The organism is Paraburkholderia sp. GAS82 (assembly GCF_050436285.1).
Lineage (GTDB): Bacteria > Pseudomonadota > Gammaproteobacteria > Burkholderiales > Burkholderiaceae > Paraburkholderia > Paraburkholderia phenazinium_B.
In genome coordinates this window covers 193,989-219,343 of record NZ_JBNDLX010000006.1, presented here as the reverse complement: position 1 = coordinate 219,343, position 25,355 = coordinate 193,989, and the positions used below count along the sequence as shown (strand labels likewise).

Below are 25,355 nucleotides of genomic sequence, written 5' to 3'. Positions count from 1 at the left end.
AGGCTCAGACCCCCACGACCGGATGGCGGAGTTCTCCGATGCTTTCAACCTGAGCGCAAACCACATCGCCCGGCCACAACCATTCCTGCGGATTTCGACCTGCGCCGACGCCTTCGGGCGTACCAGTTGCGATGATGTCGCCCGGCTCCAGCGTAATGGCCTTGCTGATGTCCGCAATCAAAGCGGGCACATTGAACAGCATGTGGCGCGTGTTCGAGCTTTGTTTCATCACGCCGTTGACCGTCAGGCTCAGGTTCAGCGTCTGTGGATCGGGGATTTCATCAACGGTGACGATGCACGGACCGAACGGCGCGAAGGTGTCCTGCCCCTTCGAGTAAATCCACTGGCCCGCACGCCGACAGTCGCGTGCGCTTATGTCGATCATGACGCTGTAGCCGAACACGTACTGCAATGCATCCGTTTCGCTTACGCCCTTCGCGCGTGTGCCCATGATCACGGCAAGTTCGACTTCCCAGTCGAGTTGTTGCGTGATCGCCCTGTTGTGTTCGATCGCATCGCCCGGGCCGATCACCGCCGTCGGGGGCTTCGAGAAGATTACTGGCTCCTTCGGCAGATCTTTCGACGTATCGAGCGTCCGGCTCGATTCGGAAACGTGCTCGACGTAGTTCAAGCCGATACCGAAAATATTCTTTCGCGGGCGCGGGATCGGAGCGAGCAGATTGATGTTTTGCACGGGCACGGCAACACCGACCGGCCACTTGCCGCGATGCTCATCGAGCAGCGAACTCGTGGAGAGCACGGCCTGCGGACCGAGGTCAATGAATTCGAGCATGCTCGCCGGCAGCGGATGTCCAGTGGTTGCACCGAAGCGCGCCAGATCGATGACGGTTCCATCGACGATCGATCCTAGACGGGCAGCAGCGCAAACTTCCGGACGGTAGGTAACGAGACGCATGAAATGACTCCATCAGTGCCGCCCTCTCCGGGCAGCAAATAGAAACTGGTTAGAAAGAAGCCGATTGCAGTCAGTCCGACGCGACCTGATGGCCGCCGTTTTCCGCAAGGGCGTCTTCACGGTACAGTCCGAGCGAGTGCATGACAGGCAGATCGCTGAAACAGAACAGGCACGCGTCGTCCGACAATGAAGCGTTTGAGTGCTCGTGGAACGCCCACGAAGGCACGCAGAAGATATCGCGCTCCGTCCAGTCGAAGCGTTGGCCGTTGATGATCGAACAACCGCTGCCTTTCGCGACCTGATAGATGAAACTGCCGGTATGACGGTGCGCGCGGGTCTTTTCGCCTGGACGCAGCAATTGCATGCTTGCACCGATCGTCGGCATCACCGGGCCGCCGTTCACTGGATTTACGTAGTTCATTAGCACGCCGTCGAACGGCGAGCCGTCCGATACGCGCGCGTATTGCGTGAGCGCCTCATAGGTGGGTTCCCATTCGTATTTGAATAGCGGTGAATAGTGCTTGTCCCAGTCCCCTTTCTGCGCATGCAGGCCCTTTGCGCCCCAGATCGCGGTCAAATCGTCGACCGGGTGAGTGATCGCCTGCTGCAAGTCCGGATGCACCGCGTAAAAGCCTGCTTCCATCGCGTTCACCAGCGGGATGTCGAGGCCGTCCTGCCAGATGCAGGGCGTGCCGTAAGCCGCAACGCCATGCTCGTGCCAGGTGCCATTCGGCGTGAGCACGAAATCGTTTTTCCCGAGCATCACTTTGTGACCATCGACGATCGTGTATGCGCCGGTGCCTTCCATGATGAATCGCAACGCCGACGCCGAATGAGAGTGTGCCGAGGCCGCCTCCCCCGGGTTCATCACCTGCAAACCGGAATACAGCCAGCCCACCGCGGCCGATACTTCGCGTCGGCCTGGGTTGTTCAGATACACGACGCGGCGCCCTGCCTGCTCCGGGGTTACAAGTTCAACCGCGCGCAGCACGTGCTCGCGCAGATCGCGATAGCGCCACAGCACCGGAACCGATTCGGACTTCGGCTGCCACGGCTCGATCTTGTTGGCAACGGTCCATAGCGCGCCTGCGTCGAGTTGTTCGAGTTGCTGATAGTAGGCAGCGAGTGCCGGCGTATCTGCGACGTTCGCACGGCCCGCCACGCTCTCCCGATAGCTATCGTAAGTGTTCCCTGCCATGTTCATGCTCCTGTCTATCACAGCGACGAGGGTCCGTACGGTCCGGGATGCTGTCATCGTCGGGCGCCCGGAGTTGTGTTCAAGGCAATCGTTCGCGAGTTGGTGGCTGAAGCCATCGACTGATTGCCCTGCGAAAATGCTGCCTTGCGTCTGCCTTGCGCGATCTCCATTCTGAGTGCTGGACCGCGTGAGGCTGCGCCCAATGATTCCGTCAAGCGATGTGCTTCTTTCTACATCATCGAATCAACTTATAAATAGGATACCGAAAGAAATATCAGGTATCTTTTACAGAAATTCCTTTTCCTCTTACTGCTGCCGAATTGATAAGTCACAGTTCAAACCCACCTGCCGCTCGAGCACAGCGCATTTAGCGCCAACGCAACACGACTGCATCAACTGCGGCTGGCCACGATTCGATGTTGCTCATCCAGTGCAAGGCATACCGTATCGCCCTTCTCCGCGACCGACTTAAGGCATGCGATTACGGTTGGGCCCGCCTGCATCGCAACGCTTGCCAGATGAACGTCACCGCTGTTGTGTGCTCCGACCCGGTGCCGGACCACCGTCAGCGCGGTCACTGTGCCGCGTGCTGCTTCGATCTCCGACCATTCGGCACCCCCGCACACGGGACACAGGTAGCGCGCCGGGAACACAGTCGTGCCGCAGCGGATGCAACTGGAGACCGTCAGACTCATTGGCTACCTCCGCCGACAGCTTCAAGCACCACTGCGTTCGCACACATGCCGTACCGGTACTCGACCATCCCGTAACCGCTGACCAGTGCACGCGTTGCATCCCGCACCTGTCGTTCGCCCGCTTCGCCGCGCAGTTGAGTGACCGCCTCTACCAGTCCATGCATGCCGCCTGCCGCGCCGGCCTGCCCCGCGGAAAGTTGTCCACCTGACGTGTTGACCGGCAATTCGTGGGACGATATCCGCGAGATCAGCGCGCGCAGGTCCGCGTCAGGCGCGAAACCCAGGTCAGCGAGCTGCACGAGCGCCATCACCGGATAGTCGTCGTATACAGACACGAGATCCATTTGGTCCGGCGTCATGTCTGCGTCGCGCCATAACGCCGGCGCGAGCGTGACTAGCGACGTCTGCAGGCCATCGCCCATCTGGTGGTCGACGTTATAAGCGCATCGCAGTGCGCGCACCGCAACGCGAGTGCCATGCTTTGCGAGGTCCGTACGCGCAACGACGATCGCATTCGCGCCGCTCACCACCGGTACGCAATCGAAACGGCCCAGTGGGTCAGCGACGAGCGGTGCGTCCAGATAAGCATCGATTGACAGTGGCGTACGATAAACCGCCTGGGGATTGCGTGATGCCCATCCACGTTGCGCCACACACAGCGCGCCGTAATCGGTACGCGACAGGCCATAACGTTGCGCATGCTGCTGGGTCAACATGGCGAACAGCGCGTTCGGGCCGCCGCTCTCGAGCGGACGCAGCCACACACGCGTTGTCAGATTGTAGTGATCAACGAGCTGCTTGAAGTCCGAGGGCTGGAAGCGGTCGCCCGATACGAGCGCAATCACATTCGCGTCACCGCACTGGATAGCACGCACCGCGTGTTGGAGCAGATTGATTCCGCTGGCACCGCCGTGGCAGTCGTCCATGCACCACCGAGGCGAAAGGCCAAGGCGCCACGCGAGGTCAATCGCGTGATCGGGAGAAAGGGTAAAGGACGCCACGCCGAGTCCGTCGATTTCCTTTGCAGCGAAACCCGATTGGGCGAGTGCCATACGAAACGCTTGCGCGAGTAGATCACCCGTCGTACCTTCGGGAGCCTGCCGCCGATATGGAACTTCCACTCCAGCGCATACCGTCACACCCGAGAATTCGCGTGAGTGCATGTTCAATCTCCTCGCCAGCATGTCATGCATTGCGATGCTGCGTGCAGCATGAGCAGGGCCTCGCACCGATCGCCGGCACCCCTGTAGCTCAATAAGGTGCCGCTTGGCCGCGCTCCAGAGCCGACGGCAACGTGCTCGAATGCGACCGGCGTCGCGACAAACGTTGGAGAACCTTGCGCCGTTGCCATACAGCTTCCTCTGTGCCGCCTTGCGGCAAGATAAAAATAGTCCGTCACTGCTTCGTTGCGCACTTTGCGGGTCTCAGACTATGGCTGGAGCACCCGACGGGCATAGCTGCTACGAGCGTCTGAGCCGGTATCCCGACGTTTCGAGATCCCAGGTTCTTTCGGTCACGCCTTTCTCGCGCAACCTGTACTTCTGGATCTTGCCGTTTTCGGTTTTGGGTAGCTCGCGCAGAAAGTCGATAAAGCGTGGCACTGCGAAATACGGTAGACGCGGCTCGCAATAGCGGATTAGCTCAAGCGGCTCAAGGATCTCGCCGTCGCGCAACACGAGTGCAGCCATTACTTCGTCTTCGGCAAGTTCGGACCTCACCGCAAACACCGCGGCGGTTTCGACCGCGGGATGACTTAGCAGGACGTGCTCGACTTCAAATGATGAGATGTTCTCGCCACGGCGACGGATTGCGTCTTTAAGCCGATCGAGAAATTTGTAATAGCCATCAGCATCACGAATAACCCGATCTCCGGTGTGGAACCATAGATTGCGCCACGCATCGACTGTCGCTTCAGGCATCGAGAAATAGCCTCTCGAGAACGCAAAAGGCTCCGAGGCACGCAGGGTCAGCTCGCCAGGATGTCCGTCCGGCACCGGCTCGTCGTTCTCGTCAACGACGCGTGCTTCAAAACCTGGCGCCACACGTCCCATCCATCCGGCACGCTGGTCGGCAACACCGCACCCGATGACACAATTGCTCTCTGTCGTTCCAAATCCGTCAAGCAGGTGAATCCCGCAACGTTCGGTGAAACTGGCGTGAAATTGCTCCGGCACACCCGGAGCCAGGGCGATCCTGACCTTGTGGCGGAGCTCCATGTCTGTTGGCGCTTTCGACAACAGGATGGGAACCATCGCCCCTAGCAGGTACGTTACCGTGGCCTCGGTCTCAGCCAACGCCGCAAAGAATCGACTTGCGGAGAATTTCTTGTCGACGATTAGCCTTGCTCCCGTCACCAGGGCCTGGAAAAAACTGTTCAGGGCATTGGTATGGAACAGCGGCAGGACGGTATAGAGCGTATCTCCTGCCGTGATCCCGATATGTCTTGATGAGTAGATGCCCCACCAATAAAACTGTCCATGCGGGCAGACGACGCCTTTCGATAAACCGGATGTCCCCGATGTATAAAGGATGGCGAGCGTATCACCGGGCCTGACATCGGCGGCTTCATGTGCCTCGCCTCTCGGAGGAAGCTGTTCACAGGATACTGGCAGGGACTTAGCCGGCGCGCCGTCATTAATGAGCCATACAACCTTCAGGGCAACCCTCGAGAAATCGAGCGCACCAATCGCGTCGGTCAATGAGGCTTCTATTACGATCAGTTGCGCTTTGCAATTTTCGAGAATGTGTTGCAGTTGCGGGCCCCGTGACGCGGTGTTGACTGGTACCACGATTGCGCCGAGCCAACCACATCCAAGCACGATCTCCATGAATTCCACACGGTTCGAGCACATCAGTGCTACCCGATCGCCACGCTTCACCCCTGCGGCCGCCAAAGCGCCGGCCCGTCGCGCAGCCGCATCTAGCGCATCGGAAGTTGTCCATACCGTTGTACGATCGGAAAAGAGAATGGCATTGCCACGGGCTGTGGCACGGGCCTTCAGCAGTGCAGGGAGCGTGCGTTGCGACGGAGCGACGTTCCACTCGCTCACGTCCTTTGGATAATCAATGTGTTTCGGTTCCATAAGTTCCTGCACGGTGATGTAGTACACGATCGAGCGTTGAGGGTGAACTCGCGAACCCTTCCGTCCGGCAAATGGACGTCATGTGCGGAGTATGGTCACCCGGAAATGATGAGCAGCGCTCTTTACGTCACGGGGCGTCGGGAGCACTCTTTGCCCAGCGTTTCATCAAGGTATTACTCGGCAGTGTTTCATCCATGACTTTCCTGGCAGTTTCGATGCCGGCTACCGGAAAGTGCTCGGTATCGAGCAAACCAATCTGAGCCAGAACACTCCCTTGATCCCAATAAATGTGCTCATGACACAACTTGTCGCCACGAAATTTCACGATGCCCACCAGAGGAACTTCAACATAGCGCCCCGTCGGTGACACCCCCGGTAATAGCCAGTCAATCTCGCAGGTATGCGTAAAGCAGAACAGGACCTCATCGACGATTTGCGTGGCACCGACCGTGCGTGAGATTGGAATCTGTCGCGTGTCGGGAGGATTGGCATGGATGAAGTGATGCTGATAGAAACGCCTGAGCGACGTATGACCAACTCCGCCAGTCATCGTCGGGATATGATTGACGTAGGGTTCAGAGACCATTGTCGCCATCGTTGCATCGGCATCGCGAACCTCGAACTCCAACTGAAGGTGCCTTTCCCACAGCGCCTCAAGATCGAAATCCGGTCCAAGGGTGTGACGCAACGCAGCAATCGAACGATCATGGGCTAGCGCGCTCGCCCGCTTGTCGAAATGCGGGCTCGCGAATCGGGCGAATGCGTGATCGACGCCGGGATAAACATATAGGCTTGCATTCTTCTGCTGCTGTAAGGCCGCGAATATCTTTGCGCGCGCCGACTCATCGCAGAAGGCATCGTTGCCGGCGAAATGAAGCACCAACTTGCTCTTCAAGTGATCCGCACGATCCAATAGATCCTCGATTCCTACTCCGTAATAGCCAATGGAAATGGCGGCATCGGTATGCGTCGCAGCCAGATAGGCAAACTTTCCACCGAGGCAAAACCCCACGACACCACACTGGCCATCCAGCTCCGGACGCTGGCGCAAGACAGTCAATGCGGCGTTGAGATCGGACACAGCATCCTCATCGCGGACCCCCGTGAGCAGACGCATCGCATGCTTGACGCCCAACTCATCCGGCTCTAACTCGATTCCCTCCTCCTGGCGCCAGAAAAAATCCGGAGCAAGAACTACGTAACCTTCTTCGGCATACAGGTCCGCCATTTTGCGGACGAACGCGTTCACGCCAAATATTTCCTGGCACAAGACCAGGCCCGGGCCGCGCCCAGCGGGTGGCAGCGCCAGATATCCCGTGAATTTCCTGGCACTGTCCCCTGATATTTTTATCGTTATTCCGGCCATCGTCTTCTCCAAAGTGGCCCTCGCCCGAACCTTCAGGCGGGTCATACGGCAACTGTGCTGACATTGCGCGACGGCTGGCAGCCGCCGGGATCAAATAACTTCACCACGGAACAAACAGTATATTGTTTACGATCTTTCTTCAAGAAGATTGTTATTTATTTTAATTATCGTTATAAATCAATACTTTAAGCTAAAAACAATAGTATACTGTAAGTTGTGCGACATGCTACAATACGCCGAAAGTGCCTGTCCCTCTTTGGTACGGGGAAGAGAGCCATTGTGCGTGGGGTCAGCGTCGTTTTCGGAAGGGTCTACGCAGATTCGAGGTAGAGACCAAATTAAATCGGCCGCTTTGGTGGCCGCTTCCGCACGTAGGGCAGGATGACGTGCCGATCGCCCGCCATACAATCAGGAGCACGACATCTTGCGAATCAAAGGCGAAGCGCTCTTCAAAGCTACAGTGATTCCACGTGACGTAGACACGGCAACGGCTAGAATCGCTGTAAGCTCATGGATTGTTTGCCCACCTCAACCGGTACCTAGAAGAGATGGAAGTACAGTCATGCCGACATCGTTAACCGTGGCAGCGAAAGCGACGCCAAACACCGCGATGCAGGAACCCAAACAGAGCATCCGGGAACAGGTGTACCGTCACTTGCGCGACAAAATGCGAAGTGGCGAGATTACATACGAAGACAAATTGGTTGACCATGAGATCGCCAGTCAATTGGGCGTTTCACGTATGCCCGTGCGGGAAGCATTGCTGCAACTGAAGAGCGAGGGCTTTCTTGAAGGAACCTCGCGCGGGTTCGTTCTGCGCCGCTTTACTCCGACTGACATCGCCAATATTTTCGAAACTCGGCTCCTGCTTGAGCCCGCTGCGGCTGGCGATGCTTGCAAGAACGCTTCGATCAAGGGGCTTTCCGAGATGCGTTCGATGGTCGCCGCGGCCGAGCGTGCCTACGCTAATGACGATATCCCAGGCTTCATGGATTCGTCCGACGCTTTCCGCTTGACCTGGGTTGGAATGGTTCCCAATCCTCATCTCGTACAGACAATTGACCGCTTACGCGATCATGTCGAAGCCGTCCGACTCGCGACGCTTCGTGACAAGGCCATTCGCGAGTTGGCGTTAAAGCATATGAAACACATATTAGACGCATTCCTTGAGGCGGATGCCGAGGCAGTCAAGGAGCGGGTTGCCCATAACATGCGTGTTTCTGCGACGTGCTATTACTCTACGCAAGAGACGATCTTGAGCTCATCCGCTGAACGCGGGACCGAACCTTTGACAGCAAAGTCGGCGGATTTATAGAGAAAAAGCTGACCGACTTTAGATTAAACGGCTCGGTGAAATTCCACTACACCGCAGCTGATGGAGAAATGTCTCGTTCAGGCATTTTCTTCTGACGGTCAGACGCCAGACGATTTCATCAAGAGCATTCTTATCGCTCATTCAACGTGGATCGCAAATGAACTCAAAAAGCAAATCTTTTTTTGAAGGCCGCACAGCGCTCGTCACCGGCGCAAACGGTGGGCTCGGCCTGGTGTTAGCACGTGCGTTAGCAGGCCGAGGTTGTAAAGTGTATGCCGCAGTACGCAATCCAGACAAATTCGCCGATGCCTCTAATTACCGCCTAATTATCCCGGTGCGGCTTGATCTCACCGATCCAGACAGCATCGATGCTCTGATCCCGCTCGTAGCTGATGTGAGTTTGGTATTCAATAACGCTGGTAGCAATCGGCAAGATAGCGCTTTATTTTGCCGTAGCGAAGGTGCGGCGCGGGAAGAAATGGAAGTCAACTTTTTCGGGCCCTTACGTTTGGCTCGCGCACTCGCCCCATTGATGAAAGATCGTGGAGAAGGGACTTTTGTCAATCTCCTTTCCATACTGGCGTTTGAGCACCTGGTGGAGTGCGGCTCGTATTCCGCATCGAAGGCGGCGGCACACTCGCTTACACAAGGGATGCGAGCTCAGTTGCAGCCGTGGGGCGTGCGAGTGATCGGTGTTTATCCCGGGCCTATGGATACCGCAATGAGTGCGAGCCTGCCCCTACCTAAGGTATCCCCTGAAGTCGTTGCAACTGCAATCATGAGTGCGCTCGTGTCCCGCGATGATGAAATTTATCCTGGGGACATAGCTCAGAAATTCCATACGAAATGGCGACCATATCGCGGATAGCATCATTCTTTGCCGTTGTTGCATGTAGGCAGTTGCAAGGATGATCTGAGGAACAACGAACACATCGGTTACCTGCGCACGGTGTTTGAGCGCATTGCCGATCAACCCATCAACCGCATCGACGAGTTGCTGCCGTGGCGCCTGATGCCGGCTGCACACATCGAGCAGCAAGCTGCCTGACAATCAATCCGATGGCCCAGCCCCGCAAACCTGCCGTGCGCCTGGTCAAGGCGCCAGTGCCCGATTACGTACTGCGCGTTGAGCTGAAGTACATCAAGCCGGCGATCTGGCGACGAATCATCGTTCCCGGCTCGATCCGGCTGGGCAAGCTGCATGTCGTGCTGCAACTGGCCATGGGATCGGAAGGCGGGCACCTGCACGAGTTCGTCTTCGGCGAAACCAACTATGGTGAACCTGATGACTTCGGATTCCAGAGCTCTCCACCGATGCTCAATGAAGCACGGGTCACGCTGGCGAAGGCGCTGGGCGGGCTGAAGTCATTCACCTACATCTACGACTACGGCGACAACTGGCAGCATCGGATCAAAGTCGAGAAGGCGCTGGTGCCTGATCCAGACATGCGCCGGCCGCTGTGCCTGGACGGGCAGAATGCGTGTCCACCAGAAGACGTTGGTGGAGTGCCAGGATATGCCGACTTCCTCGAAGCGATCACCAATCCGACGCACGAGGAGCACGACCACTTCCTCGAATGGTGTGGCGGCAGCTTCGATCCCGCCGCCTTCGATCTCGTGCTCGCGAATCAGCTGCTCTCAGATGTCAAATTCTGATCGTCAAGACGGCCTCAGATTGACGCTTACTTTCGAGTCGCCTGGAGAGAATAGTTGTGCGGCAATGAGTGCGGCCGGCAGCCACGCTGCGGTCGGATCGAGGACAAAAGGGGCCTTGCTGCTTCCGAGACTCCCTGTCACTCAAATTGCGTCACGAATGGCCTTCCTGATCCAAGTTGTGAAAACATCCATCGTGGCCTCCGTTCGTGCCGGCAGATGACGTTTTTTCGGATAGAGAATCGATACTTCGGGAGCGGGTGTCTGCCATGACGTGAAGATCCGCTCGAGCTTGCCTTCGGCTGATAGTGATGAGCGACCAGTGCTCCACTCCGATCGCGGTGCACACTATCGTTGGCCGGGACGGCTATCGCGGATGCGCGATGCCACGCTCGTTCGCTCGATGTCACGCAAAGGATGCTCGCCCGATAACGCAGCCTGTGAGGGCTTCTTCGGTTGGCTCAAGACCGAACTGTCTTATCCTCGTGACTGGCGGGCTACGACTGTCGATCAATCCATCGAAACCCTCGACGCTTATATCCGCGTATATAACATAGCGCGAATCAAGGTCTCGCTTGGCTCTCTGATCCTCTGGAATACCGGAAAAGTCTCGGGATCGCGGCATAAACCAGTCCAAGATTTTAGCCGCCCCTCCTTCCATTCGGCGCAACTCAATCAGTCTCGGTTGTGCTGCTTACCTGAAACTGACTACGCATTGATCCGGTCTCGCACAGATGACCTGTGACTCGCATGCTGTCATATGGTCTGTGATATGGATCACGTCTAAAAATAATATTGTTATCCGAATCATCCTCGCTCTACCATCAGTTCGATAAAGCAAGCGCAAACCAAAAAAACTAGACGAGACAGGAGATGACAATGTGCAAGACAATGCAGGCTGCTAGCGCACTTACACTTGCCGCTTGTGCGGTGCTTTCCGCATGCGGTGAAGGCATCAGTAGCACTTCCGTAATGCCGTCATCAGCGACAATCGCTGGGAACTGCGCGAGTCTGATGAACTATTCGGGTGCAATACCCACAACGATTACAAGTGCCGTTCAAGTCACACCGGGTGCTGGCACACCGTTCCAGACGCCGACCAACTTCCTGACGCCCGTGAGTCTTAGCGTGACTACGCCGTTTTGTCGTGTGACAGGTGTGATCAAACCAGTAGCAAATTCCACTATCGCCTTTGAGGTGTGGTTGCCGCTAGACCGCGAGAAATGGAATTCGAAGTTTGTGGGAAGCGCTGATGGTGGCTCCACGGGCGTTATCAACTACACTTCGATGGTAGATCCTCTCGCTCGGGGATATGCGGTCATGGGGCACGACAACGGGCACACCAGCACGGATGTTTTTGAACAATCGTGGGCCTTCGATTTTTCAACAAACACCGTCAAAACCGATCAGATAATCGACTTCGGATACCGCGCCGAGCACGTGGTGACGGTGGTAAGTAAGGACATTACCAACACTTATTTTTCCTCGCGGCCTGTGCACTCCTACTACGTGGGTTGTTCACAGGGCGGTCATCACGGGATGATGGAAGCTCAACGATACCCCGATGACTATGATGGCATTGTTGCTGGCTCACACGGGGGCGACTGGCTCGGCATGATGTCTTCGGAGGCCTGGGCCGGCGTATCAGTTCTAAAGAATAACCGTGCGGGGGGAATGAACGCCGCGCAGCTAGCTACGTTAAACACCGCCGTCATCTCGGCTTGCGATGCGAAGGACGGGTTGGTTGACGGTCAGATCGACGATCCGAGGCAATGTAGCTTCGACCCCGCGACTTTGCAGTGCGGTGCGCCTGGCGCGAATCCGGCTACTTGTCTCACGCCGGCACAGGTTCAATCTGCGAAGGATATCTATGCGGGTCCGAAGCGTCAGGACACAGGCGCGTCGGTGTCGCCTGGGTACGCGATTGGGAGCGAAGGAGGCTGGGTAACAACTTGGAATTCGACAACGAGTTTGCAGAGCGGGAGCTACTACGATTTCTTCCGGCTGATTCTTAAGGGAAATCCCAATTTCGACATCCTCACTTTGAATTGGGACACCGATATTGACAGGGGCAGATCGCAGTACGGCTCAATCTATGATGCGATCAATCCTGACCTCTCGGCATTCCAGACAAACAAAGGCAAACTCATTATGTACCACGGTTGGGCCGATCCCCTGATCTCTCCCTATCTTTCCGTCGCTTCCTGGGGACGAATCCAGGACGCTATGGGGCCCGATATGGTCAATCAGTTTGCCCGCCTGTATATGGTTCCTGGTATGGGGCACTGCACTGGTGGCCCGATTGGTACGGTGGACTGGCTCACTCCGCTTGAAAACTGGGTTGAGAAAGGGATTGCGCCTGACGCGACGAGTGCGACGTCGACGATCGTTGGGTCGGGTACGGTAAACGGCGTTACCAGAAGTCGTCCGCTCTGCCCTTATCCAATGGTCGAAAAGTACAAAGGGACTGGCGACATTAACAGCGCAGGCAATTTCACTTGTGTAACCCCGTCCTGAATTGACACGACATCCGATCTCGAAGTCCGTGTCAAGACACTTCATGCGGCAGGAATCGCGTCGATCACCTGCTGGCAGATTCTCGACCGGTTTTGGAGACGCCAAGCTAACGCGATTTCGAGGTTCAGGTGGCCCTGGTCTCCAGTTACATCGCGGTACACAACGCCCGGGTGAGGTATGTGCTTGACCTGTTCCGGTAGAAGAGCGATCCCCATTTGCGCAGCTATCAAGCTAACCATCGTGGGCATTTGCCATGCTTCAAGTCCTGTTCGTGGACTAAAGCCGGCGGCATGGCACGCCATCATCGTTTTTGCATGCAGGCTTAGCACTAGATGAGAGGGGAACATCATGAAGGTTTCGTCGGCAAGCAATTTCAATTCGACGATTTGCCGCTTTGCGAGCGGGTGGCCGATGGGCAAAACGGCAATCATGCGCTCGCGTTCAATCACCTTCATTTCGAGGTCGCTGGCGTTGCTCAATGGCAGCCTCACGATTCCTAGTTCGATCTGTTCTGTGCGAAATGCGGAGAGTTGCCCAGACGAAGGAAGTTCACGCAGATCAAACACGATGTCGGGATACGTGCGCCTGAACTTCGACAGCAGTTCTGGGAGCAGTCCGTAGCTGACGGAGCCGACAAAACCCAGAGAGATTCTCCCAGTCATTCCAATGCACGCTTCGCGTGTATGTGCAATGGCCAGTTCCTGCTGTTCCAGCAGTCTTCGCGCCTCTACGAGAAACACACTCCCAGCGTCGGTCAGAGATACGGACCGGCTCTTTCGAAGGAACAAGTGAACCCCGATGGTTTGCTCGAGCCGCATGATGGCCTGGCTCAACGGTGGTTGCGATATATGCAACCGGTTTGCCGCCCTACCGAAGTGCAGCTCTTCCGCCAGAACAATGAACTGCTCCAGGGCGCGGGAGGATAGCATCGATGAAAATCGGCCAGTCATCGTGGACAGAAGCAGGCACGACTTCGTTGCAACATCATGAGTTCCTGAGCGCATCTTCGATACGCTTGCCTAGCGAGATAATTTTTGGTCCCCACGTATCTTCGAGCTCATCCATCGACATCGCGGACGCGTGCGCGACAAGATTGACGCTAGCGACCGGCCTGTCATTCGCCACGATGGCAACAGCTATCGCACGTCCATTAGTTAGTGTCTCGCGGTCTGCCGTCGAATACCCCTGTTCCCGGATGACTTCGAGCAAGCGACGGAAATTGCGCGGGCTGCGCGCGGCCTCGAACTCGTCCTCGGGTCGCACAGCCAGCTTCGCCATCAACGCATCGCTTTCCTGTTCAGGCAAAGCCCCCAGGTAAGCGCGTCCCAAAGCGGTTTTAAACAGGGGCACGCGCGAGCCGGGCTTCCGGTTAACGGAAAGATAGCCGGGCTGCCGGCTCGTATTCAGAATGACCATCGCATCGGTGTCAAATACACCGAGTTCGACCGGCCACCCGGCAAGGCTGCGCAACTCGTCCAGTAGCGGGCCAGTCACTTCCAGCAACCAGCGCTGTTCCTCATACCCGTTGGCGAGACTCAATACTCGCGGCGTCACGGCATACCGCCTGTCGGCATTTCCGGCATTCACGTAACCGGCGTGCTGCAAGGTTTCCACGATACGCACCAGGGTCGGCTTTGCGATACCCGTGACCCGATACAGGTCTCCGATCGCTTGCGGCCCCCCTTCATTGAGCACTTTCAGCACCTCGAGACCGCGTAGCAACGCTGCAATAGGTTCGTAAGAAGACATTTCAATAGATGAATTATCGTTTCAATATGAGAGTCCTTAGTACCTCTGGATTGCGCGAAAACTCCCGACAGTCACAGCATGCTACCCAACTCCAGCATAGCAGGCGTGAGGGGTAAACCCGTCTTATCACGTCGGTCACCTCGATTATAATTATCGAAATGATGTTTCACTAGGTGAAACATCAACCTGCAACGTTTTTTGTCCGAAGTCCTGTGCAAATGGATACGTCTCTCCAACGCTGCTGATACCGGTCGTTGGAGTGTGCGCAGAAAATCCTGGCTCGCATTTGGGCCGGCACATCACTTACATGCAGTCGGAGACAAGTAAATGAAACGATTCGAGAAGTTGCTTCTCGCGGTCGAACAACTATGTCAGGTGGTCACGGTCGTACTGATGCTTGCGATCATGCTGATTGTGTTCTGCGACGTAGCGTCGCGCCACCTGTTCAACCATCCGCTGGGCTGGGCCTACGATCTCATTGGCCTGTATCTGATCGCTGGCGTTTACTTTCTGAGCCTGTCCGATTCGTATGCGGCGCATGCGCATGTCGGCGTCGACATCCTCGTGCGCAACTGGCCGGAGCCCTGTCGACGAATCTCCGAGATGCTGACCAACGTGGTCGGCATTGCACTGTTCGGTCTGATCTGTTGTGCCGCCTCCATGCGAGGCTGGCAAAGCTACCTGGGTCAGGATGTCGTGTCGGGATTGATCGCGTGGCCCACCTGGATCTCTTCGGCACTGGTCGCTCTAGGCTGCGGACTTCTTGTCCTGCGACTTGTATTCAGGTTGACCGGAAACGCGCTCAGCCTGATGCGGGGACATAGCGTCGTCGATGCCCTGCCACTCGCTGGCGCGCACTTCGGGGAATAGGCATGGCGATGTCTGTAGCAATGATGGGGCTGTTGTTCGCGCTGCTCGCCCTCGGTGTGCCGGTTGGCTTCTCGATGGGTACCGCAGGTGCCGTCGGGCTGTTTGTCACCGGCAACTGGGATGTTCTGCTGGGTGTGCTGCGCACATCCCCGCTAAGCACTGTGGGCTCTTATGAGCTGATCACTATCCCCATGTTCCTGCTGATGGCCGAGTTCGTGCTACTCAGCGGTATCGCAGATGAGCTGTTTGTTGCAGCCGCCGCCTGGGTCGGCCGCTATCGCGGCGGACTGGGCATGGCGACCGCGGTCACCGGCGCCGCATTTGGTGCGCTGTGCGGCACCAGCACCGCTTCGGCTGCAACCCTGTCATCGACCAGCCTGCCGGCGATGATCCGGCAAGGTTACAAGCCAGACCTTGCAGCCGGCGTGGTCGCAATCTCTGGCACTCTGGCGATGCTGGTGCCGCCCAGCGTGACGCTGATTATCTTCGGCCTGCTTGCGCAGGCCAATATCGGTCAGTTGCTGGTAGGAGGCATCATCCCGTGCGCGCTGATCACGCTGACGATCATGCTAACGGTTGCCTTCCTCGCCTGGCGCGACCCGAAGGCGGCGCCAGCCAGCCCTAAGGTCGGTCTGCGAGAGCGGATCCGGCTGCTGCGTGTGGTGGGACCGATGCTGCTGCTAATGGGCGCGGTAACGGGTGCCATCTATAGCGGCGTGGCAACGCCGACTGAGGCGTCGGCGATGGGCGCAACCGGCGCATTTCTGCTCACGATCTGGAAACGCAAGGCTAGCCCGGCCTTGATCAGACAAGCGACCGTACGCGCAGCGCGTGGCTCCTGCATGATCATCACGATCCTGCTCGGCGCCCAGTTATTCGGTTATTTCTTCACGCTGACCCATGTCACGCAGGACCTGATCGAGTGGGTGGGGCACCTTGCGCTGAACCGCTGGGTCATCGTGGTGGCGATCCTCTGCGTGTACATCGTGTTGGGTGCTTTTATGGATCAGATCGCGATCCTCGTTCTGACTGTGCCCGTCGTAATTCCAATCATCGTCGCACTCGGTTTCAGCCCGATCTGGTTTGGTGTCATCAAGATTGTTACCGCTGAAGTCGGCATGATCACGCCGCCGATCGGACTCAATTGCTTCATCGTATCGCGCTACGCCAATCGTCCTGTAGCCGAGGTATTCAAAGGCACCTGGCCACACTTCATTGCACACCTGTTCGCGATCGCCGTACTGCTGTGCTTCCCCAGTCTCATTCTTTGGCTCCCTGGCCATATGCAATAAAGGCGCAGATGAAATCCAGATACTTTGTCCGGTTGTCGGAGATGCCGGGCTATCACCCGGCCAACCACGAAGGCACCACCAATCGCCGTCTCATTTCGCCAGACACGACGGGTGCGAAACACTTCGAAGTGGTACACGGCACGATCGAAAAATGCCAGGGCGCGTTGCCGCATGCTCACCCGGGCTTGGAGCAGGCGTGCTACATGCTGGCTGGGCGTGCGATCGCCGAGGTGGGCGGTGAGAGGCAGGAAATGATCGCGGGCGATGCCGTGTTCTTTCCAGCCGATGTACCCCATGTTTTTACTGCGGTCAGCGATGAGCCCGTCCAATTGCTTGTGATCTATTCGCCGCCGTATGGGGAGGATCCAGCCAAGGTTGTTCGTTAAGCCTGCCGTACAACAGGAGACATCGATGAAGAAAATAGTCCGGGCGGCTTCCCGGTTTGCTGCGCTGACACTCGCCTGCTGCAACGTACATGCTGAAACGACGCTACGTCTCGCCGACAGTTTGCCCAACGGTCACTTCATTGCTAGCGAACTGACCCGACCGTTTATTGACCAGGTGCAAAGGGACTCGAAAGGTCAACTCAAGCTCCAGTACTTTCCCGGCGAGCAACTTGGCAAAGCCAAAGACATGCTGATGCTGACACAGTCAGGTGTCGTGGACATCGGCTACGTCGGGCCCTCCTATGTATCGGACAAAATGCCGTTGTCTGCCGCATTCGAGTTGCCCGGCGCGTTCAAAGACGACTGCCAGGGCACACGAGCGTTGTGGGCCATGACGCATGACGGTGGCTTCCTGCAGAAAAGCGAGTTCGAACCCAATCATGTGATCCCGCTGCTGATATTGATGCTACCCAGATACCAGATCCTGCTGTCGTCGAAAAAGCCGGCAAGCGGCGTGCAGGGGCTGGCTGGCTTCAAGGTCCGCTCAGCGGGTGGTGCGATGGATTTCATGCTGCACAATCTGTCCATGGTGCCAGTCCGGATGACGCCACCCGAGGTGTATGAAAGCCTGTCGCGCGGCACGATCGACGGGGCGGTATTTCCCTATTCGAGCGCTCTCGCGTATGGCCTGAGCAATCTGGTCAGGCAGGGCACTGTCGGCGGCAGCTTCGGTACCGTGGTGTTGACCTACTCGATTAGCGAGAATCGCTGGAAACAGCTATCCGTTAATGAGCGGACCGTGCTGATGACAGCAGGCAAAGAGAATTCTCTCAATGCGTGCAAGCGCTTCGAGACGACCGAAAATCAGTCGATTGACAAGTTCAAGGCGCAAGGCATGAGGGTCATTTCCTTCACGGCCGCGGATCAAACGTTGATGGACAGCGCATTCTCCAAAGTCGGTCGCGAGTGGGCCAGTGGCCTGGACAGTCGCGGCAGACCGGGCACCCGGATGCTTGGTGAAATGGAAAAGGCGCTTGCCGCGGCCAAATAAATGGAAGACAGGCAATGCGCCTGTCCGTCGAGCTTTGGAGTATGCAATCATGGCAGGACCGCTGGACGGTATTCGCGTCTTAGACTTGACGAGTGTTGCAATGGGACCCTATGCCACGCAGATTCTTGGCGACATGGGAGCGGACGTCATCAAGATCGAGACCCACCTCGGCGATGTCTTTCGACATGTGTCGTCGAATCGCAACCCGGCGATGGGAGCGGCGTTTCTCAATCTGAACCGCAACAAGCGCAGTATCGTACTTGAACTCAAAAGTAGCGAAGGTCGCGATGCATTTCTCGAACTGACAAAGACCGCAGATGTGCTGATCTTCAATGTTCGACCACAATCGATGCGCAAGCTCGGCTTCGACTTCGAAACGCTGAGTGCACTCAATCCGCGCCTGATCTATTGCGGTGCGTATGGCTTTTCGGAAACCGGCCCGTATGCAGGCCGACCAGCCTTTGATGACATCGTCCAGGCAATGAGTGGTACTGCGTCATTGCAAGGCCGCAATAGTGATGACGGACCAGCCTACGTCAACACCATACTGGCGGACAAGACTGCGGGCCTGACCGCCGCTTATTCGATTGCAATGGCATTGTATGAGCGAGAGCGCTCTGGGCTAGGCCAGGCGATCGAAGTACCGATGTTCGAGACCATGGTGTCGTTCACGCTCACCGAGCATCTTGCTGGCGAGACATTTCGACCCGCTGAAGGATCGATGGGCTATGACCGTGTCTTGTCCGCACACCGCAAGCCATATCGGACCCGCGATGGCTTTATCGGCCTGCTGCCCTATACAGATGCACAATGGCAGCGCTTCTTCGCAGTAGCAGGATATCCACACTACGCAAGTGACGTTCGCTTTGAAAAACTGAACGAACGTAGCAAGAATATCGATGCGCTCTACGATATTCTCGCCGATATCATTTCACAGCGCAGTACTGGGGATTGGATGACCTTGCTGCGCGATGCCGATATACCCTCTACGCCAGTTTTGACACCCGAAGAGGTTCTCGAAAATGAGCACCTTGCAGCGACCGGCTTTTTCCGCGACGACATACACCCGACGGAAGGCCCTCTGCGGACGATCTCGATACCGGTGAAATTTTCCAGAACGCCTGGAGACATTCGTCGGCTAGCGCCTAATCTCGGCGAACACACTCATGAGATTCTGGCTGAGATACAGCATTCACGATAACAGCATGCCGGCAGGACAGGCGCTTTGTAGCAATCGCCAAGCGATTCTGGCGTCCCACATAGTCGATCTTACTCAGCCATGCCGGCAATCTGCTGCGGCCGATTATTCTCCAAAGGAAACTCAAATTCTTGCAGTTGCTCAATCGTGAGCTTGCACCCTGCACGAGCCTTGAGTATCCGTTGGGCGTTTTCGACCAGAGCATGCCCTGCCTTCTCGGGATTCCCAACGTTGAATGGTGGCGCGGGATCATATTCCATCAAAAGCTGCACCGTCCTGGCGGCCTCCTCGCCGCCCAAAATCGCAAGTAACTTAAGTCCGAAGTCCAGTCCCGCAGTCACTCCCCCACCCGACAGTCGATTTCGATCACGCACAACGCGCTTCTGCACGGGCTTCACTCCGAGAGATGACAATATCTCGTGCCAACCCCAATGTGTCGTTGCTTCATAGCCCTTTAGAAGCCCGCAGCGCCTTGCATGAGAGATCCAGTGCAAACGGAGGTCGCGCACCCTGCTTGCTCTCCTCTGTCACGCACAAAGTGAAGTAGCTCTAAGTCTATATGGCTTCTTTCAGGAGATCGGGATCGAAAGCTTTCCGGACCGAATACGCAATCTGATTGAATGTCGGAAACGGCTCACCATTACGCGAAACGATTCGAAAGTCTTCTCTGCTTCGTCTTGTCGTACACCCAAACTGCGATCCGATAATACGCGAATAAATATCTTTCTGGGACCGGCCAACATCCTCATGTTTGACGTACCCCTCTTCGATCTTTTTCCCAATCTCCACAGTCACGTGGCGATAGGTACCTCGTCGTTCATGCGGCTCAACTTGATTAGCCCTATGCCTCGACTTCCCTCTCAAATAATCTGCGCGTCTTCGAAGTTTGATCTGATGCGCTGGTAGTGCGCGTCATCGTCGACGGGCATAGCGACTCGTTCCAGATGCTCCGTCATCGTTAGCTTGCGGAGTTGCAGGAGAAATGGCTCGTCACCCTGAGATGCAGTGCGCAAATTGATTGTTGATTCATCGTCCGTGTTATCCACCCGTGGCGAGATGAACGGTCAAGGGAAGCTCGACTGCAGCTTCCATGGTAATAGCGCGCCGTCTGTTCATGCATTGTGGGGTTCGATTGTCGGTAATCTTCGGAAAGAGGTAGCCGCAAATCCCCCACACTGCACGCTCTCCGATCGTAGTTTTCCGGAGGCTCGCACGACTGCGCACCTGCGTTGAGCAAGTGCGGCTCTTCAAGCGATCGGCTGGCTCTTCCATCTGCTAATTGGCAAGCCGCACGAACTCCCTTACCAATGCGGCACGCACCTGCGCCTTGAGCCACAGCACGCCGACAGTACGGCTCAGCCGCGGCTGTGGCAGTTCCCACTTGCGCAATGACCGGGCCGAAATGTCCGTCATCGGCCAGTCGGGCAGAACGGATACCCCCAAGCATTCCGCCACGAGTCGCGCGATATTCTCGATGCCGTCGAGTTCAAAGCGCACTTGAGGCTGGATGTTCTTGCGGCGCAGGTAGTCGTCGGCCATCCTACCCCCGATCACGTTCCGGTCATAGCGAATGTAGGGTTCGCTCTCCAGTGTGCGCAATGGATCCCGCACATGCATGCAGGCGGGCGTGACCAGCACGAGGTGTTCCTGCCTGAGCGTATGCCAAGCCGCCGACTTCGGAAGCTCGAAAGGGGGCTGGACGAGCACCGCGGCGTCCAGTTCGCCCTCCATCACCCGCGCGTGCAGTATCGTGGTTGGACCCGGCTCGATGTAAATCGCAATGCCAGGATGCTCCGCCACCCATTTTTTGAGCACCGCCGGCAGCATGCCAGTCATCGCGGTCGGCGTGGCGCCCAGCCGCAAGGGGCCGGCGGGCAGGCTCGTGTTCGACGCGGCCGAACGCAGGTCGCGGACCTCGCGAATCACAGATTGAGCGCGCTCGAGCACGCGCAGACCCGCCTCGGTCGGACACACAGTTCGGCCTGAACGCGTCACCAGCTTGCCACCGATGTCGGCCTCGAGAACCGCCAGCCGCTGAGCAACCGACGCAGAGGTGAGCCCCAGATGGCGTGCCGCCTCCGCGATCGAACCGAGCTGGGCCACCAGCATGAAGGTTTGCAGGAAACGCACATCCATCGGTCAAGCTCCATGAAAAAGATGATTTTGCCATCTTCTTAAGCAGTTAAACATCGATTGCTCCTATGCCTCACGCATTGTAGATTTGCACACATTAATCAGGGGATCCTTTTCGTGGCCAAGATCCAGCGCATCCAATTCTGTCATGTCGCCGTCCCTCTCGACGCCTTGACATCCTTCTCCAACCGCACAGTCCACACCCGTCACTACGGCCTAGTGCGCGTGCGCTCCACCGATGGCGCCCAGGGCCTCAGTTTCTTGTACGTCGGCAGCGCTGCGGGCCGGCTGTTCGAGGGGCTGTGGCAGGCCATGTACCAGGAAGCGCTGCTGCAGGGACGCATGGGCACCGTAATGCGTGCCCTCAGCGCGCTCGACACGGCCCTGTGGGACCTGAACGCGCGCACGGCTGGCCTGCCGCTGCACAAGTTTCTCGGAGGCATGCACGCAGAGGCCGTTCCGGCCTACGCCAGTGGCGGTTACTACATGGAAGGCAAGACGACTCAAGGCGTGGCCGACGAGATGGCCAGCTACGTTGACATGGGCTTTCAGGCCGTGAAGATGAAGACGGGCCGCTGGTCGCCCCGAGGCGAGGGGCAACGCGTGCAGGCTGCCCGCGAGGCCATCGGCCCTGATGTGCAGCTCATGCTCGACTGCAACAACGGTAAGGTGGACACGGTGCAAGCTACGGAGTACATGCGTCGCATTGAGCCCTTTAACCCCTACTTCATTGAAGAGCCCTTTGAACCCGACGACATCGAGAGCCACGCGAGGCTCACCCAGCTGACTCGCGGTCCCGTCGCCACGGCCGACCGCCATCCTGCGGCTGTATCAGGACCGGCGCGCCGACGACGCCGACGCGCAGCAAGCGGCGCTCGACCACACACGCGCAATCTTCCAGGCCTATCGTCTGATTGCAGCGATGAAGACCGCGATCGCATGGAAGTCAGGCGACGAGCACTGGCAGCATGTCCGCCCGCCGCTCAGTCCGTTAGCCGCGCAGCTCGCCGGGAACTGGAGGACTCGCTCGCCCGCGCGGGCCTCGACATCCCGGCCGCGCAACGGCTATCGATGGCAGCGGCTCTATGACTAACTCTCCTGAATGGAACAACATGTTATGAACCGCAACTCCCCTCTCTTCGACAAAGTCCTCGGATGCCTGCTCGGCGGCTTCATTGGCGACGCCATGGGTACCCCCACGGAAAACCTCTCCCACGACGACATCCAGCAACGCTTCGGCTGGGTGCAGACCTTCTCCGGAGATGGAACAGACGACTCCCTGCTAAAGCACATCCTCTGCGAGACACTGGAGCGCACCGGCGGCCATGCCACGGCCGATGCCTGGGCCGCTGACTGGATTCGACACAGCCAAACCTTCGTGAACAGCAAGCTGTTCTTCGCCCCCGTGGTGGCGACGTTCTGGAAGCTCAGCGGGGAACAGGTGTTGCCCCGCGACGCAGGCGCGGGCAACATGGCCAGCAGCAGCTCGGCCATGTGCATCTCGCCGATGGGAATTGTGAATGCGGGCAATCCGCGCCAGGCCGTGCTAGAGACCTTCGAAGTCGCAGGTCTGATCCATCACAACTTCTGCCGCGACGGCGCCTGCGCCATGGCCGCGGCCGTCGCGCAGGCGTTCGTGCCGGGCACCAACGTCGAGTCGGTCCTGCGGGCCGCGTCCGAGTTTCTCCCCGAGCGCAGCGCGGAGGCCATGCGGGTGGCACTGCAATCGACGCTGGCCATGGCGCGCGAGAGCGCAGGGTATAAGGATTTCCGGGCCCGCTACTATAGTGCCGCCATCGACGTTCGGCGGCACTTTACCGATTCACGCGAGACCGTTCCCCTGGCGCTGGCCCTCGTGTGGCTGGCCGACGGGGACGCGCAAAAGGCGGTGGAATACGGCGCGAACTTCGGTCGCGATGCTGACACGATCGCCTCCATGGCGGGTGCCGTGGCAGGCGCCATGAGGGGCGCGAGCGCGCTGCCACAGGCGTGGCTCGACACATTGGGCTCACAGGCTGACAAGCAGCGCGCGCTGGCCGACCGGATGACGCGACTCGTGCATGCGCGGGCCGAGGCGGCACGCGCGGCTGCGCTGATCGTGCTGGAGACCTCGGCGTGACGCGCAAAACGTTGTTCATCACGGGCGCTGCAGGCGGCATCGCTACACACCTGCGCCGGGAACTGGCGGGCCGCTACCAACTGCGCCTATGCGATCTGCGGCCGATCTCCGACCTGAAGCCGCATGAGGAATTCGTCGCGGCGGCGTTGGAGGACCTGCCGGCGCTCGAAGATGCGATGCGCGGCGCGGACGCGGTGCTTCATCTGGGCGGCCTGTCCATGGAGGGGCCCTGGGACGAGGTGCTGCCCTCCAACATTGAAGGCGGCTATAACACTTTCGAGGCGGCGCATCGCGCGGGAGTTCGGCGCTTTCTGTTCGCCTCCAGCAATCATGCGGTTGGCTTCTACAAACGCACGCACACCATCAATCACGAGGTCGCGCTGCGGCCGGACAGCCGCTATGGCGTATCCAAGGCCTTCGGCGAACTGCTGGGCCGCCTGTACGCTGACAAATACGGCATGGATGTTTTGTGTCTGCGCATCGGCAACGTCAACGTACGCCCTCTGGACGAACGCCGGCTGGCCATCTGGCTCAGTCCTCGCGACATGGCGCAACTGGTCACGATCGGCGTGGAACATCCCGACATCCGCTTTGAGGTCGTGTATGGCGTCTCTGGCAATCGTCGCAGTTGGTACGACAACCGCAATGCCCACCGCTTGGGTTACCGACCGCTGGACGACAGCGAGACCTTCGCGCTGGAAGTCATCGCTGGCGCGCCCGAGGAAGATCCATGCGGCGCGCCCTACCAGGGCGGCGCCTTCGTGCACGAGGAGGCCTTTGCCAACCCCGCGCCCCTGCCCGGGCGGAGACCGGCACGCAAGGGTTCGGGCGCATGAGCTGGACATTCCCTGCGGGCGCATGCGACACCCATATGCACTTTTACGACCTACGCGTTCCGTCCGCGATCGGCGGACCGCCCCTGCCGGGCTGCTACACGGTGGCGGACTACCGCGCCTTGCAGAGTCGCCTCGGATTGCAGCGCGTCGTCGTCGTTCAGCCCAACGCCTACCAGTTCGATAACAGCGTCATGCTGGAGGCCCTGACGGAACTCGGCACGAACGCGCGCGGCGTGGCCGTGACATCAGCGAACACGAGCGATGCGCAAATCGACGCAATGACCCAGGCCGGCGTGCGCGGCCAGCGCTTCTACGCGCTTCGCTGGGGTGCATTGGGCCTAGACGCACTGGCCCCCTTGATGCCGCGGCTGCATGCGCACGGCTGGCACGCGAACATCCAGTTGGATGGGCATGCCCTGGCCCAATGCGCCGGGTTGCTCACAACGTTGCCCTCCGATTGCGTGATAGACCATGTGGGCAAGTTCCTGCCGCCACCACGGGTGGATGATCCGGCCTTTACAGCGCTACTGCGGTTGCTCGACACCGGCCGATGCTGGGTCAAGCTCTCGGCTCCGTACGAATCATCAACTCGGCTGACTGGAACTCGCGCCTTCGATGATGTCGCCGCGCTGATCGGCGCGCTAGTGGCCCACGCGCCACAGCAGCTGCTTTGGGCCACCAACTGGCCGCATCCTTTCCCGCCAGCCGACTTCATTCCGGATGACAGTGCACTGCTGCGCTTCTTTCTGGACTGCGTGCCACGCGAGCAGGACCGTCGCCGCATCCTGGTCGACAATCCAGCGCGGCTCTATGGCTTCAGTTGAACGCCGGTTCGATCAGAACTGATAACACAAGTACTCAACGCATGTCTGCTGTCGATCACGCTGCAATGAGGTCCACGCAATGCAGATCTCTCCACCTTGCCCTCGGCTTTGCAACGACAGCAACACCAGTCGTCCAAGTCTTGGACTGCAGAAA

Annotated in this window: 23 protein-coding genes and 3 pseudogenes; 15 read left to right on the top strand and 11 right to left on the bottom strand. The window is 58.0% G+C overall.

All coding sequences use genetic code 11. From position 1 onward, the window contains the following. Positions 1-4 precede the first annotated feature (4 nt). From P3T17_RS20210 to P3T17_RS20185, 6 genes are all read right to left on the bottom strand, one after another. Entirely contained in the window at positions 5-916 is a 912-nt protein-coding gene (locus P3T17_RS20210; RefSeq protein WP_074265588.1) for a fumarylacetoacetate hydrolase family protein, read from the bottom strand. Positions 917-986: 70 nt separating this feature from the next. Next, complete coding sequence (locus tag P3T17_RS20205; RefSeq protein ID WP_074265589.1) at positions 987-2,114, bottom strand: cupin domain-containing protein; 1,128 nt, start codon at positions 2,112-2,114, stop codon at positions 987-989. Between the two features lie 392 nt (positions 2,115-2,506). Then, positions 2,507-2,809, bottom strand: coding sequence for a Zn-ribbon domain-containing OB-fold protein (locus P3T17_RS20200; RefSeq protein WP_074265590.1), 303 nt, complete (start codon positions 2,807-2,809; stop codon positions 2,507-2,509). Then, the gene (locus tag P3T17_RS20195) at positions 2,806-3,972 is read right to left on the bottom strand and encodes a thiolase family protein (RefSeq protein ID WP_429408685.1); all 1,167 of its coding nucleotides are present in this window, start codon (positions 3,970-3,972) and stop codon (positions 2,806-2,808) included. The genes P3T17_RS20200 and P3T17_RS20195 overlap by 4 nt, the downstream gene beginning before the upstream one ends. Positions 3,973-4,269: 297 nt before the next feature. Beyond that, positions 4,270-5,892: an ATP-dependent acyl-CoA ligase gene (locus P3T17_RS20190; RefSeq protein ID WP_429408854.1), complete on the bottom strand. Its 1,623-nt coding sequence runs from the start codon at positions 5,890-5,892 to the stop codon at positions 4,270-4,272. Between the two features lie 127 nt (positions 5,893-6,019). Beyond that, the gene (locus P3T17_RS20185) at positions 6,020-7,258 is read right to left on the bottom strand and encodes a dienelactone hydrolase family protein (RefSeq protein WP_429408853.1); all 1,239 of its coding nucleotides are present in this window, start codon (positions 7,256-7,258) and stop codon (positions 6,020-6,022) included. 562 nt (positions 7,259-7,820) lie between these two features. Between P3T17_RS20185 and P3T17_RS20180 the strand changes: the two genes are divergently transcribed. The 6 genes and pseudogenes from P3T17_RS20180 to P3T17_RS20155 all read left to right on the top strand — a co-directional run bounded on the left by P3T17_RS20180 (position 7,821) and on the right by P3T17_RS20155 (position 12,743). Then, positions 7,821-8,573 (top strand): GntR family transcriptional regulator, encoded by a 753-nt coding sequence (locus tag P3T17_RS20180; RefSeq protein ID WP_083611462.1) that lies wholly within the window; start codon positions 7,821-7,823, stop codon positions 8,571-8,573. Between the two features lie 157 nt (positions 8,574-8,730). Further along, positions 8,731-9,441, top strand: a complete 711-nt coding sequence (locus tag P3T17_RS20175; protein WP_074265592.1) for an SDR family NAD(P)-dependent oxidoreductase — start codon at positions 8,731-8,733, stop codon at positions 9,439-9,441. 69 nt (positions 9,442-9,510) lie between these two features. Next, positions 9,511-9,621: pseudogene (locus P3T17_RS20170) on the top strand (transposase domain-containing protein); the annotation flags it as partial. A gap of 11 nt (positions 9,622-9,632) precedes the next feature. After that, positions 9,633-10,229, top strand: a complete 597-nt coding sequence (locus P3T17_RS20165) for a plasmid pRiA4b ORF-3 family protein (RefSeq protein ID WP_429408684.1) — start codon at positions 9,633-9,635, stop codon at positions 10,227-10,229. 298 nt (positions 10,230-10,527) lie between these two features. Beyond that, positions 10,528-10,853 (top strand): annotated as a pseudogene (locus P3T17_RS20160) (IS3 family transposase); the annotation flags it as partial. 387 nt (positions 10,854-11,240) lie between these two features. Next, positions 11,241-12,743 carry a tannase/feruloyl esterase family alpha/beta hydrolase gene (locus P3T17_RS20155; protein WP_429408683.1) on the top strand — a complete coding sequence of 501 codons (1,503 nt, stop codon included), beginning with the start codon at positions 11,241-11,243 and terminating at the stop codon, positions 12,741-12,743. A gap of 41 nt (positions 12,744-12,784) precedes the next feature. Here P3T17_RS20155 and P3T17_RS20150 read toward each other — a convergent pair whose 3' ends face one another. Both P3T17_RS20150 and P3T17_RS20145 read right to left on the bottom strand, forming a co-directional pair. Beyond that, complete coding sequence (locus P3T17_RS20150) at positions 12,785-13,672, bottom strand: LysR substrate-binding domain-containing protein (RefSeq protein ID WP_429408682.1); 888 nt, start codon at positions 13,670-13,672, stop codon at positions 12,785-12,787. A 55-nt stretch (positions 13,673-13,727) separates the two neighbouring features. Then, the gene (locus P3T17_RS20145) at positions 13,728-14,492 is read right to left on the bottom strand and encodes an IclR family transcriptional regulator domain-containing protein (protein ID WP_074265595.1); all 765 of its coding nucleotides are present in this window, start codon (positions 14,490-14,492) and stop codon (positions 13,728-13,730) included. Positions 14,493-14,819: 327 nt separating this feature from the next. Between P3T17_RS20145 and P3T17_RS20140 the strand changes: the two genes are divergently transcribed. From P3T17_RS20140 to P3T17_RS20120, 5 genes are read left to right on the top strand one after another with little or no spacing between them, the layout of a single operon-like run. Then, positions 14,820-15,362 carry a TRAP transporter small permease gene (locus tag P3T17_RS20140; RefSeq protein ID WP_074265596.1) on the top strand — a complete coding sequence of 181 codons (543 nt, stop codon included), beginning with the start codon at positions 14,820-14,822 and terminating at the stop codon, positions 15,360-15,362. A gap of 2 nt (positions 15,363-15,364) precedes the next feature. Next, the gene (locus tag P3T17_RS20135) at positions 15,365-16,654 is read left to right on the top strand and encodes a TRAP transporter large permease (RefSeq protein ID WP_167379395.1); all 1,290 of its coding nucleotides are present in this window, start codon (positions 15,365-15,367) and stop codon (positions 16,652-16,654) included. A gap of 8 nt (positions 16,655-16,662) precedes the next feature. Next, complete coding sequence (locus P3T17_RS20130) at positions 16,663-17,040, top strand: cupin domain-containing protein (RefSeq protein ID WP_074265597.1); 378 nt, start codon at positions 16,663-16,665, stop codon at positions 17,038-17,040. Positions 17,041-17,065: 25 nt separating this feature from the next. Then, positions 17,066-18,091 (top strand): TRAP transporter substrate-binding protein DctP, encoded by a 1,026-nt coding sequence (gene dctP, locus P3T17_RS20125; RefSeq protein ID WP_074265598.1) that lies wholly within the window; start codon positions 17,066-17,068, stop codon positions 18,089-18,091. 49 nt (positions 18,092-18,140) lie between these two features. Beyond that, positions 18,141-19,292, top strand: a complete 1,152-nt coding sequence (locus tag P3T17_RS20120) for a CaiB/BaiF CoA transferase family protein (RefSeq protein ID WP_429408681.1) — start codon at positions 18,141-18,143, stop codon at positions 19,290-19,292. A 68-nt stretch (positions 19,293-19,360) separates the two neighbouring features. Here P3T17_RS20120 and P3T17_RS20115 read toward each other — a convergent pair whose 3' ends face one another. From P3T17_RS20115 to P3T17_RS20105, 3 genes and pseudogenes are all read right to left on the bottom strand, one after another. Beyond that, positions 19,361-19,678 (bottom strand): hypothetical protein, encoded by a 318-nt coding sequence (locus P3T17_RS20115; protein WP_429408680.1) that lies wholly within the window; start codon positions 19,676-19,678, stop codon positions 19,361-19,363. Between the two features lie 474 nt (positions 19,679-20,152). Next, a pseudogene (locus tag P3T17_RS20110) lies at positions 20,153-20,308 on the bottom strand (GNAT family N-acetyltransferase); the annotation flags it as partial. Positions 20,309-20,564: 256 nt separating this feature from the next. Continuing rightward, the gene (locus P3T17_RS20105) at positions 20,565-21,425 is read right to left on the bottom strand and encodes a LysR family transcriptional regulator (protein WP_074265601.1); all 861 of its coding nucleotides are present in this window, start codon (positions 21,423-21,425) and stop codon (positions 20,565-20,567) included. Between the two features lie 114 nt (positions 21,426-21,539). Between P3T17_RS20105 and P3T17_RS20100 the strand changes: the two genes are divergently transcribed. Genes P3T17_RS20100 through P3T17_RS20085 form a run of 4 tightly spaced genes read left to right on the top strand, consistent with a single transcriptional unit; the run spans position 21,540 to position 25,201 of the window. After that, entirely contained in the window at positions 21,540-22,511 is a 972-nt protein-coding gene (locus P3T17_RS20100) for a mandelate racemase/muconate lactonizing enzyme family protein (protein ID WP_429408679.1), read from the top strand. Between the two features lie 28 nt (positions 22,512-22,539). Continuing rightward, a complete protein-coding gene (locus tag P3T17_RS20095; protein ID WP_074265603.1) occupies positions 22,540-23,541 on the top strand; it encodes an ADP-ribosylglycohydrolase family protein in 1,002 nt (333 codons plus the stop codon). Beyond that, positions 23,538-24,377, top strand: a complete 840-nt coding sequence (locus P3T17_RS20090) for an NAD-dependent epimerase/dehydratase family protein (RefSeq protein ID WP_429408678.1) — start codon at positions 23,538-23,540, stop codon at positions 24,375-24,377. The genes P3T17_RS20095 and P3T17_RS20090 overlap by 4 nt, the downstream gene beginning before the upstream one ends. Continuing rightward, positions 24,374-25,201, top strand: a complete 828-nt coding sequence (locus P3T17_RS20085; protein ID WP_429408677.1) for an amidohydrolase family protein — start codon at positions 24,374-24,376, stop codon at positions 25,199-25,201. Before P3T17_RS20090 ends, P3T17_RS20085 begins: the two co-directional genes overlap by 4 nt. Positions 25,202-25,355: the final 154 nt, after the last annotated feature.

What these genes read in the sequence shown, in the direction of transcription:
- P3T17_RS20150 (WP_429408682.1), bottom strand. Translation starts at nt 13,672, where the DNA reads ATGCTATCCTCCCGCGCCCTGGAGCAGTTCATTGTTCTGGCGGAAGAG.
- P3T17_RS20155 (WP_429408683.1), top strand. Translation starts at nt 11,241, where the DNA reads ATGAACTATTCGGGTGCAATACCCACAACGATTACAAGTGCCGTTCAA.
- P3T17_RS20120 (WP_429408681.1), top strand. Translation starts at nt 18,141, where the DNA reads ATGGCAGGACCGCTGGACGGTATTCGCGTCTTAGACTTGACGAGTGTT.
- P3T17_RS20105 (WP_074265601.1), bottom strand. Translation starts at nt 21,425, where the DNA reads ATGGATGTGCGTTTCCTGCAAACCTTCATGCTGGTGGCCCAGCTCGGT.
- P3T17_RS20180 (WP_083611462.1), top strand. Translation starts at nt 7,821, where the DNA reads ATGCCGACATCGTTAACCGTGGCAGCGAAAGCGACGCCAAACACCGCG.
- P3T17_RS20085 (WP_429408677.1), top strand. Translation starts at nt 24,374, where the DNA reads ATGAGCTGGACATTCCCTGCGGGCGCATGCGACACCCATATGCACTTT.
- P3T17_RS20145 (WP_074265595.1), bottom strand. Translation starts at nt 14,492, where the DNA reads ATGTCTTCTTACGAACCTATTGCAGCGTTGCTACGCGGTCTCGAGGTG.
- P3T17_RS20165 (WP_429408684.1), top strand. Translation starts at nt 9,633, where the DNA reads ATGGCCCAGCCCCGCAAACCTGCCGTGCGCCTGGTCAAGGCGCCAGTG.
- P3T17_RS20195 (WP_429408685.1), bottom strand. Translation starts at nt 3,972, where the DNA reads ATGCACTCACGCGAATTCTCGGGTGTGACGGTATGCGCTGGAGTGGAA.
- P3T17_RS20200 (WP_074265590.1), bottom strand. Translation starts at nt 2,809, where the DNA reads ATGAGTCTGACGGTCTCCAGTTGCATCCGCTGCGGCACGACTGTGTTC.
- P3T17_RS20185 (WP_429408853.1), bottom strand. Translation starts at nt 7,258, where the DNA reads ATGGCCGGAATAACGATAAAAATATCAGGGGACAGTGCCAGGAAATTC.
- P3T17_RS20130 (WP_074265597.1), top strand. Translation starts at nt 16,663, where the DNA reads ATGAAATCCAGATACTTTGTCCGGTTGTCGGAGATGCCGGGCTATCAC.
- P3T17_RS20095 (WP_074265603.1), top strand. Translation starts at nt 22,540, where the DNA reads ATGAACCGCAACTCCCCTCTCTTCGACAAAGTCCTCGGATGCCTGCTC.
- P3T17_RS20210 (WP_074265588.1), bottom strand. Translation starts at nt 916, where the DNA reads ATGCGTCTCGTTACCTACCGTCCGGAAGTTTGCGCTGCTGCCCGTCTA.
- P3T17_RS20205 (WP_074265589.1), bottom strand. Translation starts at nt 2,114, where the DNA reads ATGGCAGGGAACACTTACGATAGCTATCGGGAGAGCGTGGCGGGCCGT.
- P3T17_RS20140 (WP_074265596.1), top strand. Translation starts at nt 14,820, where the DNA reads ATGAAACGATTCGAGAAGTTGCTTCTCGCGGTCGAACAACTATGTCAG.
- P3T17_RS20135 (WP_167379395.1), top strand. Translation starts at nt 15,365, where the DNA reads ATGGCGATGTCTGTAGCAATGATGGGGCTGTTGTTCGCGCTGCTCGCC.
- P3T17_RS20190 (WP_429408854.1), bottom strand. Translation starts at nt 5,892, where the DNA reads ATGGAACCGAAACACATTGATTATCCAAAGGACGTGAGCGAGTGGAAC.
- dctP (WP_074265598.1), top strand. Translation starts at nt 17,066, where the DNA reads ATGAAGAAAATAGTCCGGGCGGCTTCCCGGTTTGCTGCGCTGACACTC.
- P3T17_RS20175 (WP_074265592.1), top strand. Translation starts at nt 8,731, where the DNA reads ATGAACTCAAAAAGCAAATCTTTTTTTGAAGGCCGCACAGCGCTCGTC.